Origin of the sequence: Pseudomonas sp. 18-147, from assembly GCF_051048045.1 — a bacterium.
GTDB classification, from domain to species: Bacteria; Pseudomonadota; Gammaproteobacteria; order Pseudomonadales; family Pseudomonadaceae; genus Pseudomonas; species Pseudomonas aeruginosa.
In genome coordinates, this window is sequence record NZ_CP182296.1 from 5,670,119 (window position 1) to 5,684,345 (window position 14,227).

16 protein-coding genes are annotated in these 14,227 nt (G+C 68.8%); 7 read left to right on the top strand and 9 right to left on the bottom strand.

Annotation, left to right across the window (positions count from 1 at the left end; all coding sequences use genetic code 11):
• The first annotated feature begins 63 nt into the window (after positions 1-63).
• Entirely contained in the window at positions 64-462 is a 399-nt protein-coding gene (gene cueR, locus ACM0M4_RS26885; RefSeq protein WP_003095248.1) for a Cu(I)-responsive transcriptional regulator, read from the top strand.
• Here the strand turns inward: cueR and ACM0M4_RS26890 are convergent.
• From ACM0M4_RS26890 to yedA, 6 genes are all read right to left on the bottom strand, one after another.
• Entirely contained in the window at positions 431-997 is a 567-nt protein-coding gene (locus ACM0M4_RS26890; RefSeq protein WP_003102238.1) for a nucleotidyltransferase family protein, read from the bottom strand. The two genes, cueR and ACM0M4_RS26890, sit on opposite strands and share 32 nt — an antisense overlap.
• A complete protein-coding gene (locus ACM0M4_RS26895) occupies positions 994-1,887 on the bottom strand; it encodes an EamA family transporter (protein ID WP_003161352.1) in 894 nt (297 codons plus the stop codon). The genes ACM0M4_RS26890 and ACM0M4_RS26895 overlap by 4 nt, the downstream gene beginning before the upstream one ends.
• 89 nt (positions 1,888-1,976) lie before the next feature.
• The gene (locus ACM0M4_RS26900; protein ID WP_003095255.1) at positions 1,977-2,870 is read right to left on the bottom strand and encodes a PA4780 family RIO1-like protein kinase; all 894 of its coding nucleotides are present in this window, start codon (positions 2,868-2,870) and stop codon (positions 1,977-1,979) included.
• Positions 2,871-2,993: 123 nt separating this feature from the next.
• Entirely contained in the window at positions 2,994-4,175 is a 1,182-nt protein-coding gene (locus ACM0M4_RS26905) for a cyclic di-GMP phosphodiesterase (RefSeq protein WP_023116779.1), read from the bottom strand.
• A 107-nt stretch (positions 4,176-4,282) separates the two neighbouring features.
• Positions 4,283-4,528, bottom strand: a complete 246-nt coding sequence (locus tag ACM0M4_RS26910) for a hypothetical protein (protein WP_003102243.1) — start codon at positions 4,526-4,528, stop codon at positions 4,283-4,285.
• 33 nt (positions 4,529-4,561) lie between these two features.
• Complete coding sequence (gene yedA / locus ACM0M4_RS26915; RefSeq protein ID WP_003121087.1) at positions 4,562-5,452, bottom strand: drug/metabolite exporter YedA; 891 nt, start codon at positions 5,450-5,452, stop codon at positions 4,562-4,564.
• A gap of 154 nt (positions 5,453-5,606) precedes the next feature.
• Here yedA and ACM0M4_RS26920 point away from each other — a divergent pair, with 154 nt between their 5' ends.
• Positions 5,607-6,074, top strand: coding sequence for an Lrp/AsnC family transcriptional regulator (locus ACM0M4_RS26920; RefSeq protein WP_003095262.1), 468 nt, complete (start codon positions 5,607-5,609; stop codon positions 6,072-6,074).
• 323 nt (positions 6,075-6,397) lie between these two features.
• Here ACM0M4_RS26920 and ACM0M4_RS26925 read toward each other — a convergent pair whose 3' ends face one another.
• On the bottom strand, positions 6,398-7,675 hold the full coding sequence (locus ACM0M4_RS26925) for an acetyl-CoA C-acetyltransferase (RefSeq protein WP_003102247.1): 1,278 nt from the start codon (positions 7,673-7,675) through the stop codon (positions 6,398-6,400).
• A gap of 254 nt (positions 7,676-7,929) precedes the next feature.
• On the opposite strand from ACM0M4_RS26925, the gene ACM0M4_RS26930 reads away from it, so the two are divergent.
• Complete coding sequence (locus ACM0M4_RS26930; protein ID WP_003161349.1) at positions 7,930-9,285, top strand: 3-oxoacyl-ACP reductase; 1,356 nt, start codon at positions 7,930-7,932, stop codon at positions 9,283-9,285.
• A gap of 74 nt (positions 9,286-9,359) precedes the next feature.
• Here ACM0M4_RS26930 and ACM0M4_RS26935 read toward each other — a convergent pair whose 3' ends face one another.
• Complete coding sequence (locus tag ACM0M4_RS26935) at positions 9,360-10,361, bottom strand: AraC family transcriptional regulator (protein ID WP_003095270.1); 1,002 nt, start codon at positions 10,359-10,361, stop codon at positions 9,360-9,362.
• Between the two features lie 260 nt (positions 10,362-10,621).
• Here ACM0M4_RS26935 and ACM0M4_RS26940 point away from each other — a divergent pair, with 260 nt between their 5' ends.
• From ACM0M4_RS26940 to ACM0M4_RS26955, 4 genes are all read left to right on the top strand, one after another.
• Complete coding sequence (locus tag ACM0M4_RS26940) at positions 10,622-11,479, top strand: MaoC family dehydratase (protein ID WP_003095272.1); 858 nt, start codon at positions 10,622-10,624, stop codon at positions 11,477-11,479.
• Positions 11,480-11,560: 81 nt separating this feature from the next.
• Positions 11,561-11,866, top strand: coding sequence for a nucleotide pyrophosphohydrolase (locus ACM0M4_RS26945; protein ID WP_003102255.1), 306 nt, complete (start codon positions 11,561-11,563; stop codon positions 11,864-11,866).
• Positions 11,863-12,612, top strand: coding sequence for a methyltransferase domain-containing protein (locus ACM0M4_RS26950; protein WP_003111303.1), 750 nt, complete (start codon positions 11,863-11,865; stop codon positions 12,610-12,612). Before ACM0M4_RS26945 ends, ACM0M4_RS26950 begins: the two co-directional genes overlap by 4 nt.
• A gap of 65 nt (positions 12,613-12,677) precedes the next feature.
• On the top strand, positions 12,678-13,298 hold the full coding sequence (locus ACM0M4_RS26955) for a DUF4136 domain-containing protein (RefSeq protein ID WP_003163031.1): 621 nt from the start codon (positions 12,678-12,680) through the stop codon (positions 13,296-13,298).
• Here the strand turns inward: ACM0M4_RS26955 and ACM0M4_RS26960 are convergent.
• Positions 13,283-14,218, bottom strand: a complete 936-nt coding sequence (locus ACM0M4_RS26960; protein ID WP_034041023.1) for a glycerophosphodiester phosphodiesterase family protein — start codon at positions 14,216-14,218, stop codon at positions 13,283-13,285. The genes ACM0M4_RS26955 and ACM0M4_RS26960 overlap by 16 nt on opposite strands.
• Between the last annotated feature and the right edge of the window lie 9 nt (positions 14,219-14,227).

Genomic DNA, 14,227 nt, shown 5'->3' on the forward strand with positions numbered 1-14,227 from the left:
TAGCCTGCGCATTGGCCGGGAAAGGGATAGGCTAGCGGCTTCGCAACCTCCCAGGAGACCCGGATGAACATCGGTGAAGCGGCGAAGAAAAGCGGACTGACGCCGAAGATGATCCGTTACTACGAGTCCATCGAGCTGCTCCGCCCAGCCGGACGCAGCGCCAGCGGCTACCGCCACTACAACGAGAACGACCTGCATACCCTGGCGTTCATCCGCCGTTCGCGGGACCTCGGTTTCTCCCTCGACGAAGTCGGCAAGCTGCTCACCCTCTGGCAGGATCGCCAGCGTGCCAGTGCCGACGTCAAGGCCCTGGCGGCGCAGCACGTGCGCGAGCTGAATCGCAAGATCGAGGAGCTCAGCACCCTGCGCGACACCCTGCAGGACCTGGTCGAGCACTGCCAGGGCGACCACCGCCCCGACTGCCCGATCCTCAAGGACCTGGCGTCTGGCTGCTGCCACTGATATCCAGCAGCGGCCAGCGCGCCGTCCAGTTCTTCTCCCGCAGGCGCCGCCGGTAGACCTCCGGCTTGCCGGCGAAATGCGCGGTGGGCCGCACCTTCAGCGCCAGCAGGTCGTCGACGCCCAGCGGTGCCAGTAGCTCCAGGCGTTCGCCGACGAGCCGCAGCGCCACCGCCGTGCACGTTTCCGCCCAGTGGCACAGCGCATCGGCGCAATCCCGGTAGGGCCGGTCGCCGTTGCGCAGGTGCATGCGCGCCTGGTTCTTCACCGACCAGGGTGCCTCGCAGCGACGGCGCAACGCGGCCTCGAAGTCGGCGTCGGCCTGCGGGTCGAGGGCCCGCGGGGCGAAATGAAGTACGTCGATGTCCGCCAGCGGCGTGGCTTCGCCGTAGCCATGCAGATGGTCCCATACCGCGTTGCGCACGAAGCCGGCGCCGATCCAGGCGCCCTCCGGGCCGACCTCGCGCAGCACGCGGAGCAGATGCAGGCGCGAGGAATCGGCGGCGATCAGCGCGAGGATGTCTTCCGCCGTTTTCATCCCAACCGCCGCACCGGCCAGGCGAAGCGTCGCAGCAGGCTGGCCGGCAACAGGGTGATGGCCAGCCCGACGAACACCAGCGCACAGGCCAGCAGGCTGTCCAGGTCGAGGCGTTCGCCGAGCAGCAGCCAGCCGGCGAGCATGCCCGACACCGGCACCGCCAGGGCGAACGGGGTCACCAGGCTGGCCGGGTAGTGGCGCAGGAGGAAACTCCAGATGGCGAAGCCCACCGTGGTCGCGCCGAAGGCGATGTAGAGCAGCGCGCCGAAGCCGCCCCAGCTCATGTTCAGCACTGCGCGCTCGATGGCTTGCGGACCTTCGAATAGATAGGAAAGCGCCAGCAGCGGCAAAGGCGGGACCAGGCTGACCCAGCAGATCAGGCGCAGCATGTCGGTGGCCCCGGAACGCTTGGTGGCGATATTGGCGAAGGACCAGGCCAGCGCTGCGGCGACCACCAGCAGGAAGGCCAGCAGGCTGTCTCCCAGCGGCCGTTCCAGGCCGATCAGGACCAGCCCCGCCGCCGCCAGCAGGAGGCCGAACAACCCGCGCGGCGACGGCCGCTCGCCCAGCCACAGGGCGGCGATGAGGATGGTGAAGAATACCTGGCTCTGCAGCACCAGCGACGACAGCCCGGCCGGCATGCCCTGGGCCATGCCGACGAACAGCAGGCCGAACTTGACCACCCCGAGGAGCACGCCGATCAGCAGGATGCGTCCGAACGGCGCCGGCATCGGCCCGCGCAGGACCAGCAGCGGCAACGCCGCCAGGGCGAAGCGCAGGGCGCAGAACAGCAGCGGCGGGAAGTCGCCGAGGCCGACCTTGATCACGACGAAGTTCAGACCCCAGATCAGGGTCACCAGCAGGGCGAGCAGGATATGTGCAACAGGCATGGCGGCCTCCGGAAAACTTCAGGCCACGCTAGCAGTTGCGTGCGCAAGGGTCGCGATACAGTTGGCGGGAAAAAACATCCGCCAGCCGCTCACTGCAACCAGGGCGGCGGCGGTTCCTCGCGCTCGCCACGCGGCGCGTCGTCGGCCTGGCGCAGCGCCTGGCGACGCGCCTCCTCGCGCTGCGCGGCCTCGATCTCGCGGAGCACCGCGCGCACGTCGGCGGCCTCTTCGGCTTCGACGAAGGTGCCGCTGAGCGGGGTTTCCGCTGTCAGCTCGCCAGCTTCGTAGAGCGCCCACATTTCCTTGGCATAGCGGGTCTGCCTGAGTTCCGGGGCGAAGCGGCCGAAGTAGGCGGCCATGTTGCCGACGTCGCGTTCGAGCATGCTGAACGCATGGTTGTTGCCGGCCGCGTCGACCGCCTGCGGCAAGTCGATGATCACCGGGCCATCCGGACCGAGCAGGACGTTGAACTCGGAGAGGTCGCCGTGCACCAGGCCGGCGCAGAGCATGGCGACGATCTGGCGGATCAGGAAAGCGTGGTGGCGCCGTGCCTCGTCGGGCTCCAGCGTCACGTCGTTGAGACGCGGCGCAGCATCGCCGTCGGCGTCCGCCACCAGTTCCATCAGCAACACGCCATCGAGGAAATCATAGGGCTTCGGCACCCGCACACCGGCCCCGGCGAGACGGAACAGGGCCGCCACTTCGGCATTCTGCCAGGCTTCCTCCTGTTCGCGGCGGCCATACTTCGAGCCCTTGGCCATGGCCCGCGCCTGGCGGCTGTTGCGGACCTTGCGGCCCTCCTGGTACTCGGCGGCCTGGCGGAAGCTGCGCTTGTTGGCTTCCTTGTAGACCTTGGCGCAACGCAGGCTGTCGCCGCAACGTACCACATAGACCGAGGCTTCCTTGCCGCTCATCAGCGGGCGCACGACCTCGTCGATCAGACCGTCTTCGATCAACGGTTCCAGGCGTCTGGGTGTCTTCATCGGTGCTACGCGGTTCCTCGGGGCCAATGTGTAAGGCAAAGGGTCTGACGTTATACGGCAAACGCCGTGCCGAGCACAGCCGGACGCGCCGGCTTTCCGCCGGACTGCGCACCGATCGGCGTACTAGGCCGGTGGCGCGGTGAGTTCGATGCTTTCCGCCACCGCCTGTTCCAGCCGCTGCATCTCCACGTCCAGCGCCTCGGCGCTGTCGGCGTAGCACCGGGCAACCTCGGCGAAAGCGTCGGCCACGGCGACGAAGGCCTCCACCAGCCGTGGGTCGAATTCACTGCCGGCGCCGGCCTGGATCAGCAGCACCGCCTCGGCATGCGCCAGCGGCGGCCGGTAGGCGTGCCGGCTGGTCAGTTCATCGTAGCGGTCGGCCAGGGCGACGATCCGCGCCGCCAGGGGAATCCGCTCGCCCGCAAGGCCTTCCGGAAAGCCCCGGCCATCCCAGCGTTCGTGATGACTGTAGGCGATCTGCCGGGCGAAGCGGAGGAATCCGGAAGGCTGGCCGAGCCGCCGCTCGGCGCTGGCCAGGGCGTCGCGCCCGGCGCGGGTATGGCCCTGTAGCAGGGCGGTGTCGGCGGCGTCCAGTTGCCCGGGGTTGAGCAGGACCCGGTCGGGCACCGCGACCTTGCCGATGTCATGCAACAGCGCCGACTTGCTCAGCAGGTCGACAGCCTCCGGAGTCAGCTCGTCGGCGAACGCCCGCTGCGCCGCCAGGTGCTCGGCGAGCAGCCTGACATAGCGCTCGATACGCGGAAGATGGCGGCTGCGCGGGTTGTCGCGAAGATCGCCAAGGGTCGCCAGGGCTTCGATGACGGCGTCCTGCAACTGTTGCAGTTGGCGCGTGCGACGGCGCACTTCGAGTTCCAGGTATTCGCTCTTGTCGCGCAGGAAATCGGCATTGGCCTTCAATTGCAGATGGGTACGCACCCGCGCCAGGACGATCGGCGGGCTCACCGGCTTGCCCAGGTAATCCACCGCGCCCAGGGCCAGGCCCTGTTGCTCGTCGTCGCGATCGGCGCGGGCAGTGAGGAACATCAACGGGATGTCGCGGGTCAGCGGATCGGCCTTGAGCCGTCGGCAGACCTCGTAGCCGTCCATGCCCGGCATGTTCACATCGAGCAGGATCAGGTCCGGGCGCGGCTCTTCGACGGCTGCCCGCAGCCCGGCCGGGCCGCTGCCGGCGGTGCGCACGCGGTACTGCTCCTCGAGCAGCTCGCGCATCAGCAGCAGGTTGTCCGGAGTGTCGTCCACCACCAGCACGAGTTCCTGCTCGGGCCTGTCCAGCATGCTCTCCATCGCCCCTCCGGCCTTCGCTACGGGGCCGCCTGGCGGCGACCGTCATTCCGTATTGAAGACGCTGGAGACGACTTCTGCACGTCCGGTCAGGCGCCCGGGGCGACCGTTCAGGGCGTCAGGCGGAAACGCAGTGGCGAATCCTCGGCCTCGGCGCCGTTCTCGCTCTCGCCGAAGGCCCGGCGCTCGATGGGGTCCTGGCCGAAATACTCCTTGATTGGCGACTCGATGGCCTTGCCGCCGGGGCTCACGTGACTGGCGCAACCGCCAAGGAATACCAGGACCACACCGATGACCAGCGCTTTCATCTTCGTACCCCCGTCAGCCCGGCCCATCCGGGCGCTGCGCCGCAGCATGGCGCAGCCCGCCTTAGGGATCGCTTAAGGCATTCAGGCGGCGGCGCGGCTGGCGCGCCACTGGGGCAGGCCGATGAGCACCACGGCGCTGATGATCACCAGCATCGCCAGCCCCTCGATACCGCCGATCCGCTCGCCGGCGAACAGGGTGCCGAGCAACACCGCCACCGCCGGATTGACGTAGGCATAGCTGGTGGCCGCCGCCGGCCGTACGTTGCGCAGCAGGTACTGGTAGGCGCTGAAGGCGATGATCGAGCCGAACAGGATCAGGTACACCAGCGCCAGCCAGCCGCTGGTGCTCGGCCAATGCTCCAGGCGCTCGCCGCTGGCCAGGCTGCCGACCAGCAGCACCGCGCCGCCGACCAGCATTTCCGCGGCGCTGGCCATCGGTCCGGCCGGCAGCGACAGGCGCCGGCTCCACACCGAGCCGAAGGCCCAGGACGCGGCGGCGAACAGGATCAGGCCGGCGCCGGCAGGGCTGGCCTGGAGGTTCGAACCGAGGTTGAGCAGGACGATGCCGAACAGCCCGAGCACGATGCCGCCCCATTCCAGGGTGGTGTTGCGCTGGCCGAACAACTGGCTGAACAGCAGGGTGAACAGCGGCACCGTAGCCACCGCGAGGGCCGCCACCCCGGAAGACACGCCCCAGTGCTCGGCCACCGTCACCCCGCCGTTGCCGCAACTGAGCAGGAGGATTCCGACGATCCCCGCGCCGCGCCACTCGCGCCAGGTCGGCAACGGCGCGCCGCGCCAGCGCAACCAGGCGAACATCAGGCCGCCGGCGATGACGAAGCGCACCCCGGCCATCAGCATCGGTGGCCAGGACTCGACGCCGAAGCGGATCGCCAGGTAAGTGGAGCCCCAGATGAAGTACAGGGCGAAGAACGCACCGAAAAGCAACAGCGGAAGGCGACGGGCAGGCATGGAAAGCACTCGACAGGGCAGGCGGGAGAAAGACTTCATTTTATGAGGTCGCCACCCGCCGGTTAAGGCACAGCCGCTGGTTATCGGGACGTAACACTTTTCTTTCCATGGAAATCGGCCATGCTTTCCGTCGATTCGACAACCGGGACCCATCATGGACAAATACGACCGTGCGCTCCTCGCCGCCCTGATCGACAACGGCCGCCTGACCTTCGCCGAACTGGCCCGGCGCATCAACCTGTCGCCCCCGGCGGTGGCCGACCGGGTGGCCAAGCTGGAGGCCGAAGGGGTGATCACCGGCTACCACGCCTCGGTGAACCTGGCCAAGCTCGGCCTGCCCATCGAGTGCGTGATCGAACTGCGGATCACCGAGAAGGATTGCCAGTCGGTGCTCGACGAACTGGCCCGGATCCCCCAACTGACCCTCTGCCACCGGATCACCGGCGACGCCTGCGTGCTGATGAAGGCCGCCGTGGCTTCGATGCCGGAGCTGCAGGACCTGATCGACCGGCTGATGAAGTTCGGCATCAGCAAGACCTCGATGATCCTCTCCACCCCCTTCGCCGACCGCCAGCCGGCAAGCCTGCGGGGGCAGGACGGCAATGGCGGATGTGCGGCGTGAGCCCTACGCCGGGGTTATCCGGCAGGCGTCGGGATCCGTACTTCATCGCCGCCACGAACCCGAACGGTAGGGCGCATAACGCCAACGGCGTTATCCGCCGCAGCGGCACTCCCGGCCGATAGCGGAGCCGCCCTCACCCCAACTCTCTCCCTGAAGAGAGAGGGGATTCTCCGTACAAGCGTCGAATTCGCTGTCTCCAACGCCGCCGACGAACCCGAACCGTAGGGCGCCAGCAAAAAAAAAAGCGGTCCCGTTCGCACGGCACCGCCCAAGTCACGGAGTTGCTTACATCGTCGAGCGACAAGGCCGCTCGCCCTATTGGATTACCGCTCGATGATCGCGGTCACACCCTGCCCACCGGCGGCGCAGATGGAAATCAGCCCGCGTCCCTGCTCCGCCAGCGAGAGCAGCTTGGCCAGGTTGGCGACGATCCGTCCTCCCGTGGCGGCGAACGGGTGGCCGGCGGCCAGCGAGCTGCCCTTGACGTTGAGCTTGCTGCGGTCGATGGAGCCCAGCGGCTGGTCGAGGCCGAGGCGGGTCTTGCAGTACTCGGGGTCTTCCCAGGCCTTCAGGGTGCAGAGCACCTGGGCGGCGAAGGCCTCGTGGATCTCGTAGTAGTCGAAGTCCTGCAGGCTCAGGCCGTTGCGTGCCAGCAGCCGCGGCACCGCGTAGACCGGCGCCATCAGCAGGCCCTCCTGGCGATCGACGAAGTTCACCGCCGCCGCCTCGCCGTCCTTGAAATAGGCCAGGATCGGCAGGCCGCGCGCCTTCGCCCACTCCTCGCTGGCCAGCAGTACCACCGAGGCGCCGTCGGTCAGCGGCGTCGAGTTGGCCGCCGTGAGGGTGCCGCGCGAACCGCGCTCGAACACCGGCTTGAGGGTGCCGATCTTCTCCAGGTCGATATCCGGGCGCAGGTTCTGGTCGCGGGTCAGGCCGCGGAACGGCGTCATCAGGTCGTTCTGCCAGCCCTCCTCATAGGCCGCGGCCAGCTTGTGGTGGCTCTCGAAGGCCAGCCTGTCCTGCTCGTCGCGGGGAATCTGCCAGGTCTGCGCCATCAGTTCGCAGGACTCCCCCATCGACAGCCCGGTGCGCGGCTCGCCGTTGCGCGGGATGGCCGGGACCACGTGGCGCGGGCGGATCTTCAGCAGGCTCTTGAGCTTGTCCAGGTTGCTCTTGCCGCGGTTGGCCTCGAGGAGAATCTTGCGCAGGCCCTCGTTGACCCCGATCGGCGCGTCGGAAGTGGTATCGACGCCGCCGGCGATGCCGCTGTCGATCTGCCCGAGGGCGATCTTGTTGGCCACCAGGATCGCCGCCTCCAGGCCGGTACCGCAGGCCTGCTGGATATCGTAGGCCGGGGTTTCCGGGGCCAGGCGCGAACCGAGCACGCATTCGCGGGTCAGGTTGAAGTCGCGCGAATGCTTCAGCACGGCGCCGGCCACCACCTCGCCAAGGCGCTCTCCGTGCAGGTTGTAGCGCTCCACCAGGCCTTCCAGGGCGGAAGTGAGCATCTCCTGGTTGCTCGCCGTGGCGTACACGGTGTTCGAGCGGGCGAAGGGAATACGGTTGCCGCCGACAATGGCGACCCGGCGCAGCTGGGTCATGGAAGAACTCCTTGCTGGAATCGTTTACGCCGAGCCGAGGCTCGACCCGTTAACTGAGCGGTCAGTGGCGCACAGGCTAACCTTAGCCGGTCGCGTCGCATTGGCCGCCCTGCCGTTATCCCGGTCAGCGCGGTCAATTGCGGCGAACAGGTGGCTGCGTAGAGTTGTCCACACTGTTACCCGCGTTCCCTCGGCATCGTTGGCCGGCGGAATCCACCTTCAGCCTTGGAGCCTTTCCACCGGGAGCCCGTTCCATGACCGATCGTTACATCGCCTTCGCCAACTCCCCCGTCGGCCGCCGCCTGGTTGGCGCCGTCGGCCTTCCCTCCCCGCTGCGCCTGGAGCGCTGGCAGGCCGGCCGGGTACGGCCGGTGGACGGCCCGCTGGTGATCGGCGGGAGCGGCGCGCTGGCCGAGGCCGTGCTGCCCTTCGCCGGCAAGCTGACCGACGCGGTGTTCGCCGCCGTCGAGGGACAGTTCGAGCTGCCGCGCTGGACCGCCGAGCACAGCCCGCGGGCCAAGGCGGTGCTGTTCGACGCCAGCGGCCTGACCCGCTTCGAGCAGTTGGTGGCGCTGCGCGACTTCTTCCAGCCGGTGCTCAAGGGCCTCGACACATGCCCGAAGGTGGTGGTCCTCGGACGCCCCCCCGAGTCTCTCAAGGACCCGGTCGCCGCCAGCGTGCAACGCAGCCTGGAAGGTTTCACCCGCTCCCTGGGCAAGGAAATCCGTCGCGGCGGCAACGTGCAGTTGCTGTACGTCGGCAAGGGCGCCGAGGACCAACTGGAAGGCGCACTGCGCTTCTTCCTCTCGCCGAAGAGCGCCTACGTCTCCGGCCAGGTGATCCGTCTTGCCGCCAACAGCGCCCAGGTCCACGACTGGAGCAAGCCGCTGGCCGGCCAGCGCGCGCTGGTCACCGGCGCCGCCCGCGGCATTGGCGCGGCCATCGCGGAAACCCTGGCGCGCGACGGCGCGGAAGTGGTGCTGCTCGACGTGCCGCCGGCCAGGGAGGCCCTCGAAGGCCTCGCCGCGCGCCTCGGCGGCCGTGCCGTGGCTCTCGACATCTGCGCCGCGGACGCCGGGCAGCAACTGGTGGACGCGCTGCCTGAGGGCGTCGATATCGTCGTGCACAACGCCGGGATCACTCGCGACAAGACCCTGGCGAAGATGAGCAGCGACTTCTGGAACTCGGTGATCAACGTCAACCTCAATGCCCCGCAGGTGCTGACCCAGGCCCTGCTCGACGGCGGCAAGCTGCATGACAACGGCCGGGTGGTGTTGCTGGCGTCGATCAGCGGCATCGCCGGCAACCTCGGGCAGAGCAACTACGCGGTGAGCAAGGCCGGCCTGATCGGCCTGGCCCAGGCCTGGGCGCCGGCGCTGGGCAAGCGCGGCATCACCATCAACGCGGTGGCGCCGGGCTTCATCGAGACGCAGATGACCGCCGCCATTCCGCTGACCATCCGCGAGGCCGGCCGGCGGATGAACTCCATGAGCCAGGGCGGCCTGCCGCAGGACGTCGCCGAAACGGTGGCCTGGTTCGCCCAGCCGTCGTCCGGCGCGGTCAGCGGCCAGGTGCTGAGGGTGTGCGGGCAGAGCCTGCTGGGGGCCTGAGGCGGCCCCTAACTCCCCGGCGACGGGCAGGCGTCCTGCACCAGGAAAACACCGGTAGCCCCTTCGGACAGGCCCTACCCGCGCCCCTGCTGCCCGCGCCGGCGGAACTCCACCGGCGTCTCGCCGACCCAGCGCTTGAACGCGCGATAGAAGGTGCTCGGCTCGGAAAACCCGGTGCGTTCGACGATCACTTCGATGCGCTCGTCGGTCTTCAGCAGCAGTTCCTTGGCCAGTCGGCAGCGGTAGTCGGTGACCAGGTCGTTGAAGCGCACCCCGGCCATCGCCAGGCGTTCGCGCAGACGTCGGGCCGGCATGCCGAGGCGCGCGGCGACCTGCTCCAGGGTGGCGCCTCCGTCCACCAGCAACTCGCCGATCAGTTCGCGGACCTGGCGCACCAGGTCCAGGCGCTCCACCTCGGCCAGTTGCCGGCGCGCCAGCGACTCGTGCATGCGCAGCAGTTCCGGGGCGGCGTGGCGCGAGGGTTTGTCCAGCACCGCGGCATCGAATACCAGCGCGTAGCGCGGCATGCCGAGGATCGTCGGGCAGCCGTAGACCGCACGGTAGCGCTCCATCGGCGCGCCGGTTTCGTTCATCAGTTGCACTTCCAGCGGCTTGAACTCGCCCTCGGTGAGCGCGCCGAACAGGCGGATCACCGCGCCGGCGAGCATTTCCGGGAAGTGGCGGTTGATCGCCGGCGATTCGCCCAGCGACAGCACCGCGCGCTCGCCCTCCACCTCCAGTTGCGCCTGCAGGGTGTCGGACAGCAGGCGTACGTAGCGCAGGGAATGGCGCAGGCCGGCGCCGAAGGTATCGCTGGAGAGGAACAGGTATTCCAGGAGCAGGCCGTGGAACGCCGGCAGGTGCTCGGCCAGGTGCAGGCCGACATGCTCTTCGCCGCACTCGTCGGCGGCGGCCTTCCAGAACAGGTTCTGTGCGGAATGGGGGAAACGGCCGGCCGGCAGGCCACCCGGCGGCAGCCCGACACGGACCAGGACCCGGTCCGGATCGCAGCCGCTGGCGCGCAGGGCGTCGATCACCGGGCGCATCAGCGCTACATCGTCGGTCAGATCACGCATGGTGTTTTTTCTAGTTATCCATGGGGCGGGCCCATCTTAGGCAGCTTTGCCATCCCCTCTCAAGGAGAGGCCATAGAAATAACCCATCCCGCATGACGGAAAAACCCTCAGATCGACTAGCCGCCGGCGTGGTCGAAAATCTCGATGCAGACGCATCCCGGAGCCGATTGACCGCCCTGCCAGCGGCGTCGGCCAGGCGGCCAATGCCTGCTGCGGGTGCTCGACTAAGCTGACAGCCACCTATTTCGAGGAGATGTCCAATGCCCACCGCCTGGCTCGACCTGCCCGCCCCACCCGCCCTGCCCGGCCTGTTCCTGCGCGCCGCACTGCGCCGCGGCATCCGCGGCAAGGCCCTGCCCGAGCGCGGCCTGCGCAGCCAGGTCACGGTGGACCCGAAGCACCTCGAGCGCTACCGCCAGGTCTGCGGCTTCCGCGACGACGGCCTGCTGCCGCCGACCTACCCGCACATCCTCGCCTTCCCGCTGCAGATGGCGCTGCTCACCGACAAGCGCTTCCCCTTCCCGCTGCTCGGCCTGGTCCACCTGGAGAACCGCATCGACGTGCTGCGCGCGCTCGGCGGCCTCGGCCCGTTCACCGTGAGCGTCGCGGTGGAAAACCTGCAACCGCACGACAAGGGCGCCACCTTCAGCATCGTCACCCGCCTGGAAGACCAGCTTGGCCTGCTCTGGGTCGGCGACAGCAAGGTGCTCTGCCGCGGCGTCAAGGTGCCCGGCGAAATTCCGCCGAAAGCCGAGCAGGAGCCGCTGCCGCTGGAGCCGGTCGACAACTGGAAGGCGCCCGCCGACATCGGCCGGCGCTATGCCCGTGCCGCCGGCGACTACAACCCGATCCACCTGTCGGCGCCCAGCGCCAAGCTGTTCGGCTTTCCCCGCGCCATCGCCCACGGCCTGTGGAACAAGGCTCGCAGCCTGGCCGCCCTCGGCGAGCGACTGCCAGCCTCGGGCTATCGGGTCGAGGTGCGCTTCCAGAAGCCAGTGCTGCTGCCGGCCAGCCTCACCCTCCTGGCCAGCGCGGCGGCGGCGGACGGCCAGTTCAGCCTGCGCGGCAAGGACGACCTGCCGCACATGGCCGGGCATTGGAGCCGGCTACAGGGCTGACGCCGGTCCGCCATGCCTTGAAGCTTCGGGCGCAAAGCCCGAAGCTATGCGCCTGCTTACCGCCACCGCGAAGAATCCCCCATGGACCTGCACGAACTCACCGCGCGCCTGCACGCCATCCGCGACCGCAACGACTGGCGCCAATTCCACAGCCCGAAGAACCTGGCCATGGCCGCCAGCGTCGAGATGGCCGAACTGGTGGAGATCTTCCAGTGGCTGACGGAAGACCAGTCGCGCACGCTGTCGGCCGAGCAGCTCGAACACGCTGGCCAGGAAGTTGGCGACATCGTCCTTTATCTGCTGCTGTTCTGCGGGGAAACCGGCCTCGACCTGGAACAGGTGGTGCGCGCCAAGCTGGCCGACTGCGAACGGCGCTTCCTGCCATGAGCGACCGCCATTTCGACGAACTGGCGACGCGCTTCGCCGAAAAGATCTATGGCGGCGCCAAGGGTGCGATCCGCCTCGCGGTACTCCAGGCCGACCTCGCCGAGGCCCTCCCGGAGCGACCTCTGCGGGTCCTCGACATCGGCGCCGGGCTCGGCCACATGTCGCTCTGGCTGGCCGCTCGCGGCCACCGCGTAACCCTCGCCGAGCCAGCGCAACCCATGCTCGACGGCGCCCGCCAGCGCTTCGCCGAAGCCGGGCAGGCCGCCGAATTCATCCAGGCGCCCTGGCAGGAACTGCTCGGCCAGCTCACCGAGCCCTACGACCTGGTGCTCTGCCACGCCGTGCTCGAGTGGCTGGCCGAACCCCATGCGATCCTGCCGGTGCTGCACCAACTCTGCGCACCCGGCGGCTGGCTGTCGCTGGCCTTCTACAATCGCGACGCGCTGATCTACCGCAACCTGCTCAAGGGCCACTTCCGCAAGCTGCGCAAGGAACGCTTCGCTGGCGAGGGGCAGAGCCTGACCCCGCAGCGCCCGCTCGACCCGCGCGAGCTGGAACAGGCGCTGGCAGCGCGTTGGCGCATCGAGGCGCGCAGCGGCGTGCGGGTGTTCCACGACTACATGCCGAGCGAGTTCCAGGCCAAGGCCGAACGGCTCGACCTGGTGGAAATGGAACTGGCCTACCGCCGCCACCCGGCCTTTGCCGGGCTTGGCCGCTACCTGCACTGGCTGTGCCGCCCCCAATGAAAGGCGCAGAATGCAGTCTGAGCCTGCAAGGGCCGCCGACGTAGCGCGGCCACGGAGCGTCGAGCATGCAATCGCGACTGTTGATCCTGCCGTTACTCGCCAGCCTGGCCGCCCTCGGTGCCTGCCAGGGCGACAATCCCTACCGCGCCAGCTCTCTGCCCTACCCGCCGCAGCCGGCCACCGCGGCCAATCCCGGCCTCGATCCCGGCGCCTATCCGGCGGCGCCGCGCGACTACGCCCGCTACCGTAGCTGGAGCTGGGCCGCCGCCGGGGTCAGCGGCTTTCCCCAGGGCCTGGATGACAACCAGTTGCGCGACGCCGTCAGCCAGCAGCTCGACCAGCGCGGCCTGCGCCCGGCGCGGCCGGGCAGCGCGGGCGACCTGCAGGTCAGCGCGTTCCTGCGCAACGAACTGCGCACCCGCCAGGTCACCGACTACTACGGCGGCTACTACGGCAACTACGGCGGCTGGCGCGATCCCTGGTACGGCTATGGCGCCAGCTACCCGGTGACCCGCAGCTACACCGTGCAGGTCACCGTGGTCCGCGTCGAGCTGAACGACGCCCGCAGCGGCCAGCCGGTGTGGGGCAACAGCGCCGAGTTCGACTCCGGCGACTCCGCCAGCGAACAGGCCAAGGCCCTGCGCGAAGCGGTGAAACGGGCGCTGTCGAGCTACCCGCCGGGCTGATCGGCGAGCACCCGGCGGCGGATCGCCTCCATCTTCCTGGGCGAGTTGCTCATCACCGCGTCGGCGCCCAGGGCGCGCGCGGTGCGGTAGTCCTCGGCGGTCTCGATGCCGAACATCACCACCTTCACCGGCTCGCGGCGCACGCAGTCCATCGCTTTGCGCGTCCACAACTGCGCCGCCGGCACCTTGTAGGAAGACTCGCCAAGGGTGAAGCGCTCGGTCACCGTCAGTTCGCGGCGCAGCTCGATGCCCATCCAGGTGCCGCCGGCCGGCGGTGCCTCGCAGCGCTCGCCGAAGGCCAGGCCGACCAGGCGGTTGCGCGTCGCATCGCGGCTTTCGAACTGTCGCGCGCGGTCCGCGTAGCGCTGCGTCAGGTAGTCGTTGGCGGCCTTCTCGGTGGAATAGAAACGCACCCGCGACCAGGCCTTCTGCCGCTCCAGCTCGCCGGCCACGGCATCGACCAGCGGCTCCACCGGCAGCGACTTCATGTCGAGGAACACCGGCACCTGCGGCGGGATCGCCCGCAGCGCCTGGCGCAGCGTAGGAATCCGCAGCGGCTTCTGGCGGTAGGGATAGCTGCCGTCCTCGGCCTTGAACATATAGCCGGCGTTCAAGCGCGCCAGCTCGGCCAGGCTCGACTGGCCGACCGCGCCGGCGCCCTGGGTCAGGACCGCCAGGCCAGCGGGGCGATAGAGCACCGGGTGGCCATCGGCGCTCAACTGCACCGACAACCATAGCGCGTCGGCGCCGTTGTCCAGCGCCTTGCGGATCGCCAGCAGGGTGTTCTCCGGGTAGTCCGCGGTGCCGGCGCGATGGGCCACCAGCAGCGGGCCCGGGCCATCCGCCGGTACCACCGAGCGTGCCTCGACGCAGCCGGTCAGCGACAGGCCCAGCAGCAGGATCGCAATACTTCGATTCATTTCATTCTC

What these genes read in the sequence shown, in the direction of transcription:
- ACM0M4_RS26935 (WP_003095270.1), bottom strand. Translation starts at nt 10,361, where the DNA reads ATGCGTGATCTGACCGACGATGTAGCGCTGATGCGCCCGGTGATCGAC.
- ACM0M4_RS26910 (WP_003102243.1), bottom strand. Translation starts at nt 4,528, where the DNA reads ATGCTGCGGCGCAGCGCCCGGATGGGCCGGGCTGACGGGGGTACGAAG.
- ACM0M4_RS26960 (WP_034041023.1), bottom strand. Translation starts at nt 14,218, where the DNA reads ATGAATCGAAGTATTGCGATCCTGCTGCTGGGCCTGTCGCTGACCGGC.
- ACM0M4_RS26950 (WP_003111303.1), top strand. Translation starts at nt 11,863, where the DNA reads ATGAGCGACCGCCATTTCGACGAACTGGCGACGCGCTTCGCCGAAAAG.
- ACM0M4_RS26905 (WP_023116779.1), bottom strand. Translation starts at nt 4,175, where the DNA reads ATGGAGAGCATGCTGGACAGGCCCGAGCAGGAACTCGTGCTGGTGGTG.
- ACM0M4_RS26955 (WP_003163031.1), top strand. Translation starts at nt 12,678, where the DNA reads ATGCAATCGCGACTGTTGATCCTGCCGTTACTCGCCAGCCTGGCCGCC.
- ACM0M4_RS26900 (WP_003095255.1), bottom strand. Translation starts at nt 2,870, where the DNA reads ATGAAGACACCCAGACGCCTGGAACCGTTGATCGAAGACGGTCTGATC.
- ACM0M4_RS26925 (WP_003102247.1), bottom strand. Translation starts at nt 7,675, where the DNA reads ATGACCCAGCTGCGCCGGGTCGCCATTGTCGGCGGCAACCGTATTCCC.
- ACM0M4_RS26890 (WP_003102238.1), bottom strand. Translation starts at nt 997, where the DNA reads ATGAAAACGGCGGAAGACATCCTCGCGCTGATCGCCGCCGATTCCTCG.
- cueR (WP_003095248.1), top strand. Translation starts at nt 64, where the DNA reads ATGAACATCGGTGAAGCGGCGAAGAAAAGCGGACTGACGCCGAAGATG.
- ACM0M4_RS26895 (WP_003161352.1), bottom strand. Translation starts at nt 1,887, where the DNA reads ATGCCTGTTGCACATATCCTGCTCGCCCTGCTGGTGACCCTGATCTGG.
- ACM0M4_RS26920 (WP_003095262.1), top strand. Translation starts at nt 5,607, where the DNA reads ATGGACAAATACGACCGTGCGCTCCTCGCCGCCCTGATCGACAACGGC.
- ACM0M4_RS26940 (WP_003095272.1), top strand. Translation starts at nt 10,622, where the DNA reads ATGCCCACCGCCTGGCTCGACCTGCCCGCCCCACCCGCCCTGCCCGGC.
- ACM0M4_RS26945 (WP_003102255.1), top strand. Translation starts at nt 11,561, where the DNA reads ATGGACCTGCACGAACTCACCGCGCGCCTGCACGCCATCCGCGACCGC.
- ACM0M4_RS26930 (WP_003161349.1), top strand. Translation starts at nt 7,930, where the DNA reads ATGACCGATCGTTACATCGCCTTCGCCAACTCCCCCGTCGGCCGCCGC.
- yedA (WP_003121087.1), bottom strand. Translation starts at nt 5,452, where the DNA reads ATGCCTGCCCGTCGCCTTCCGCTGTTGCTTTTCGGTGCGTTCTTCGCC.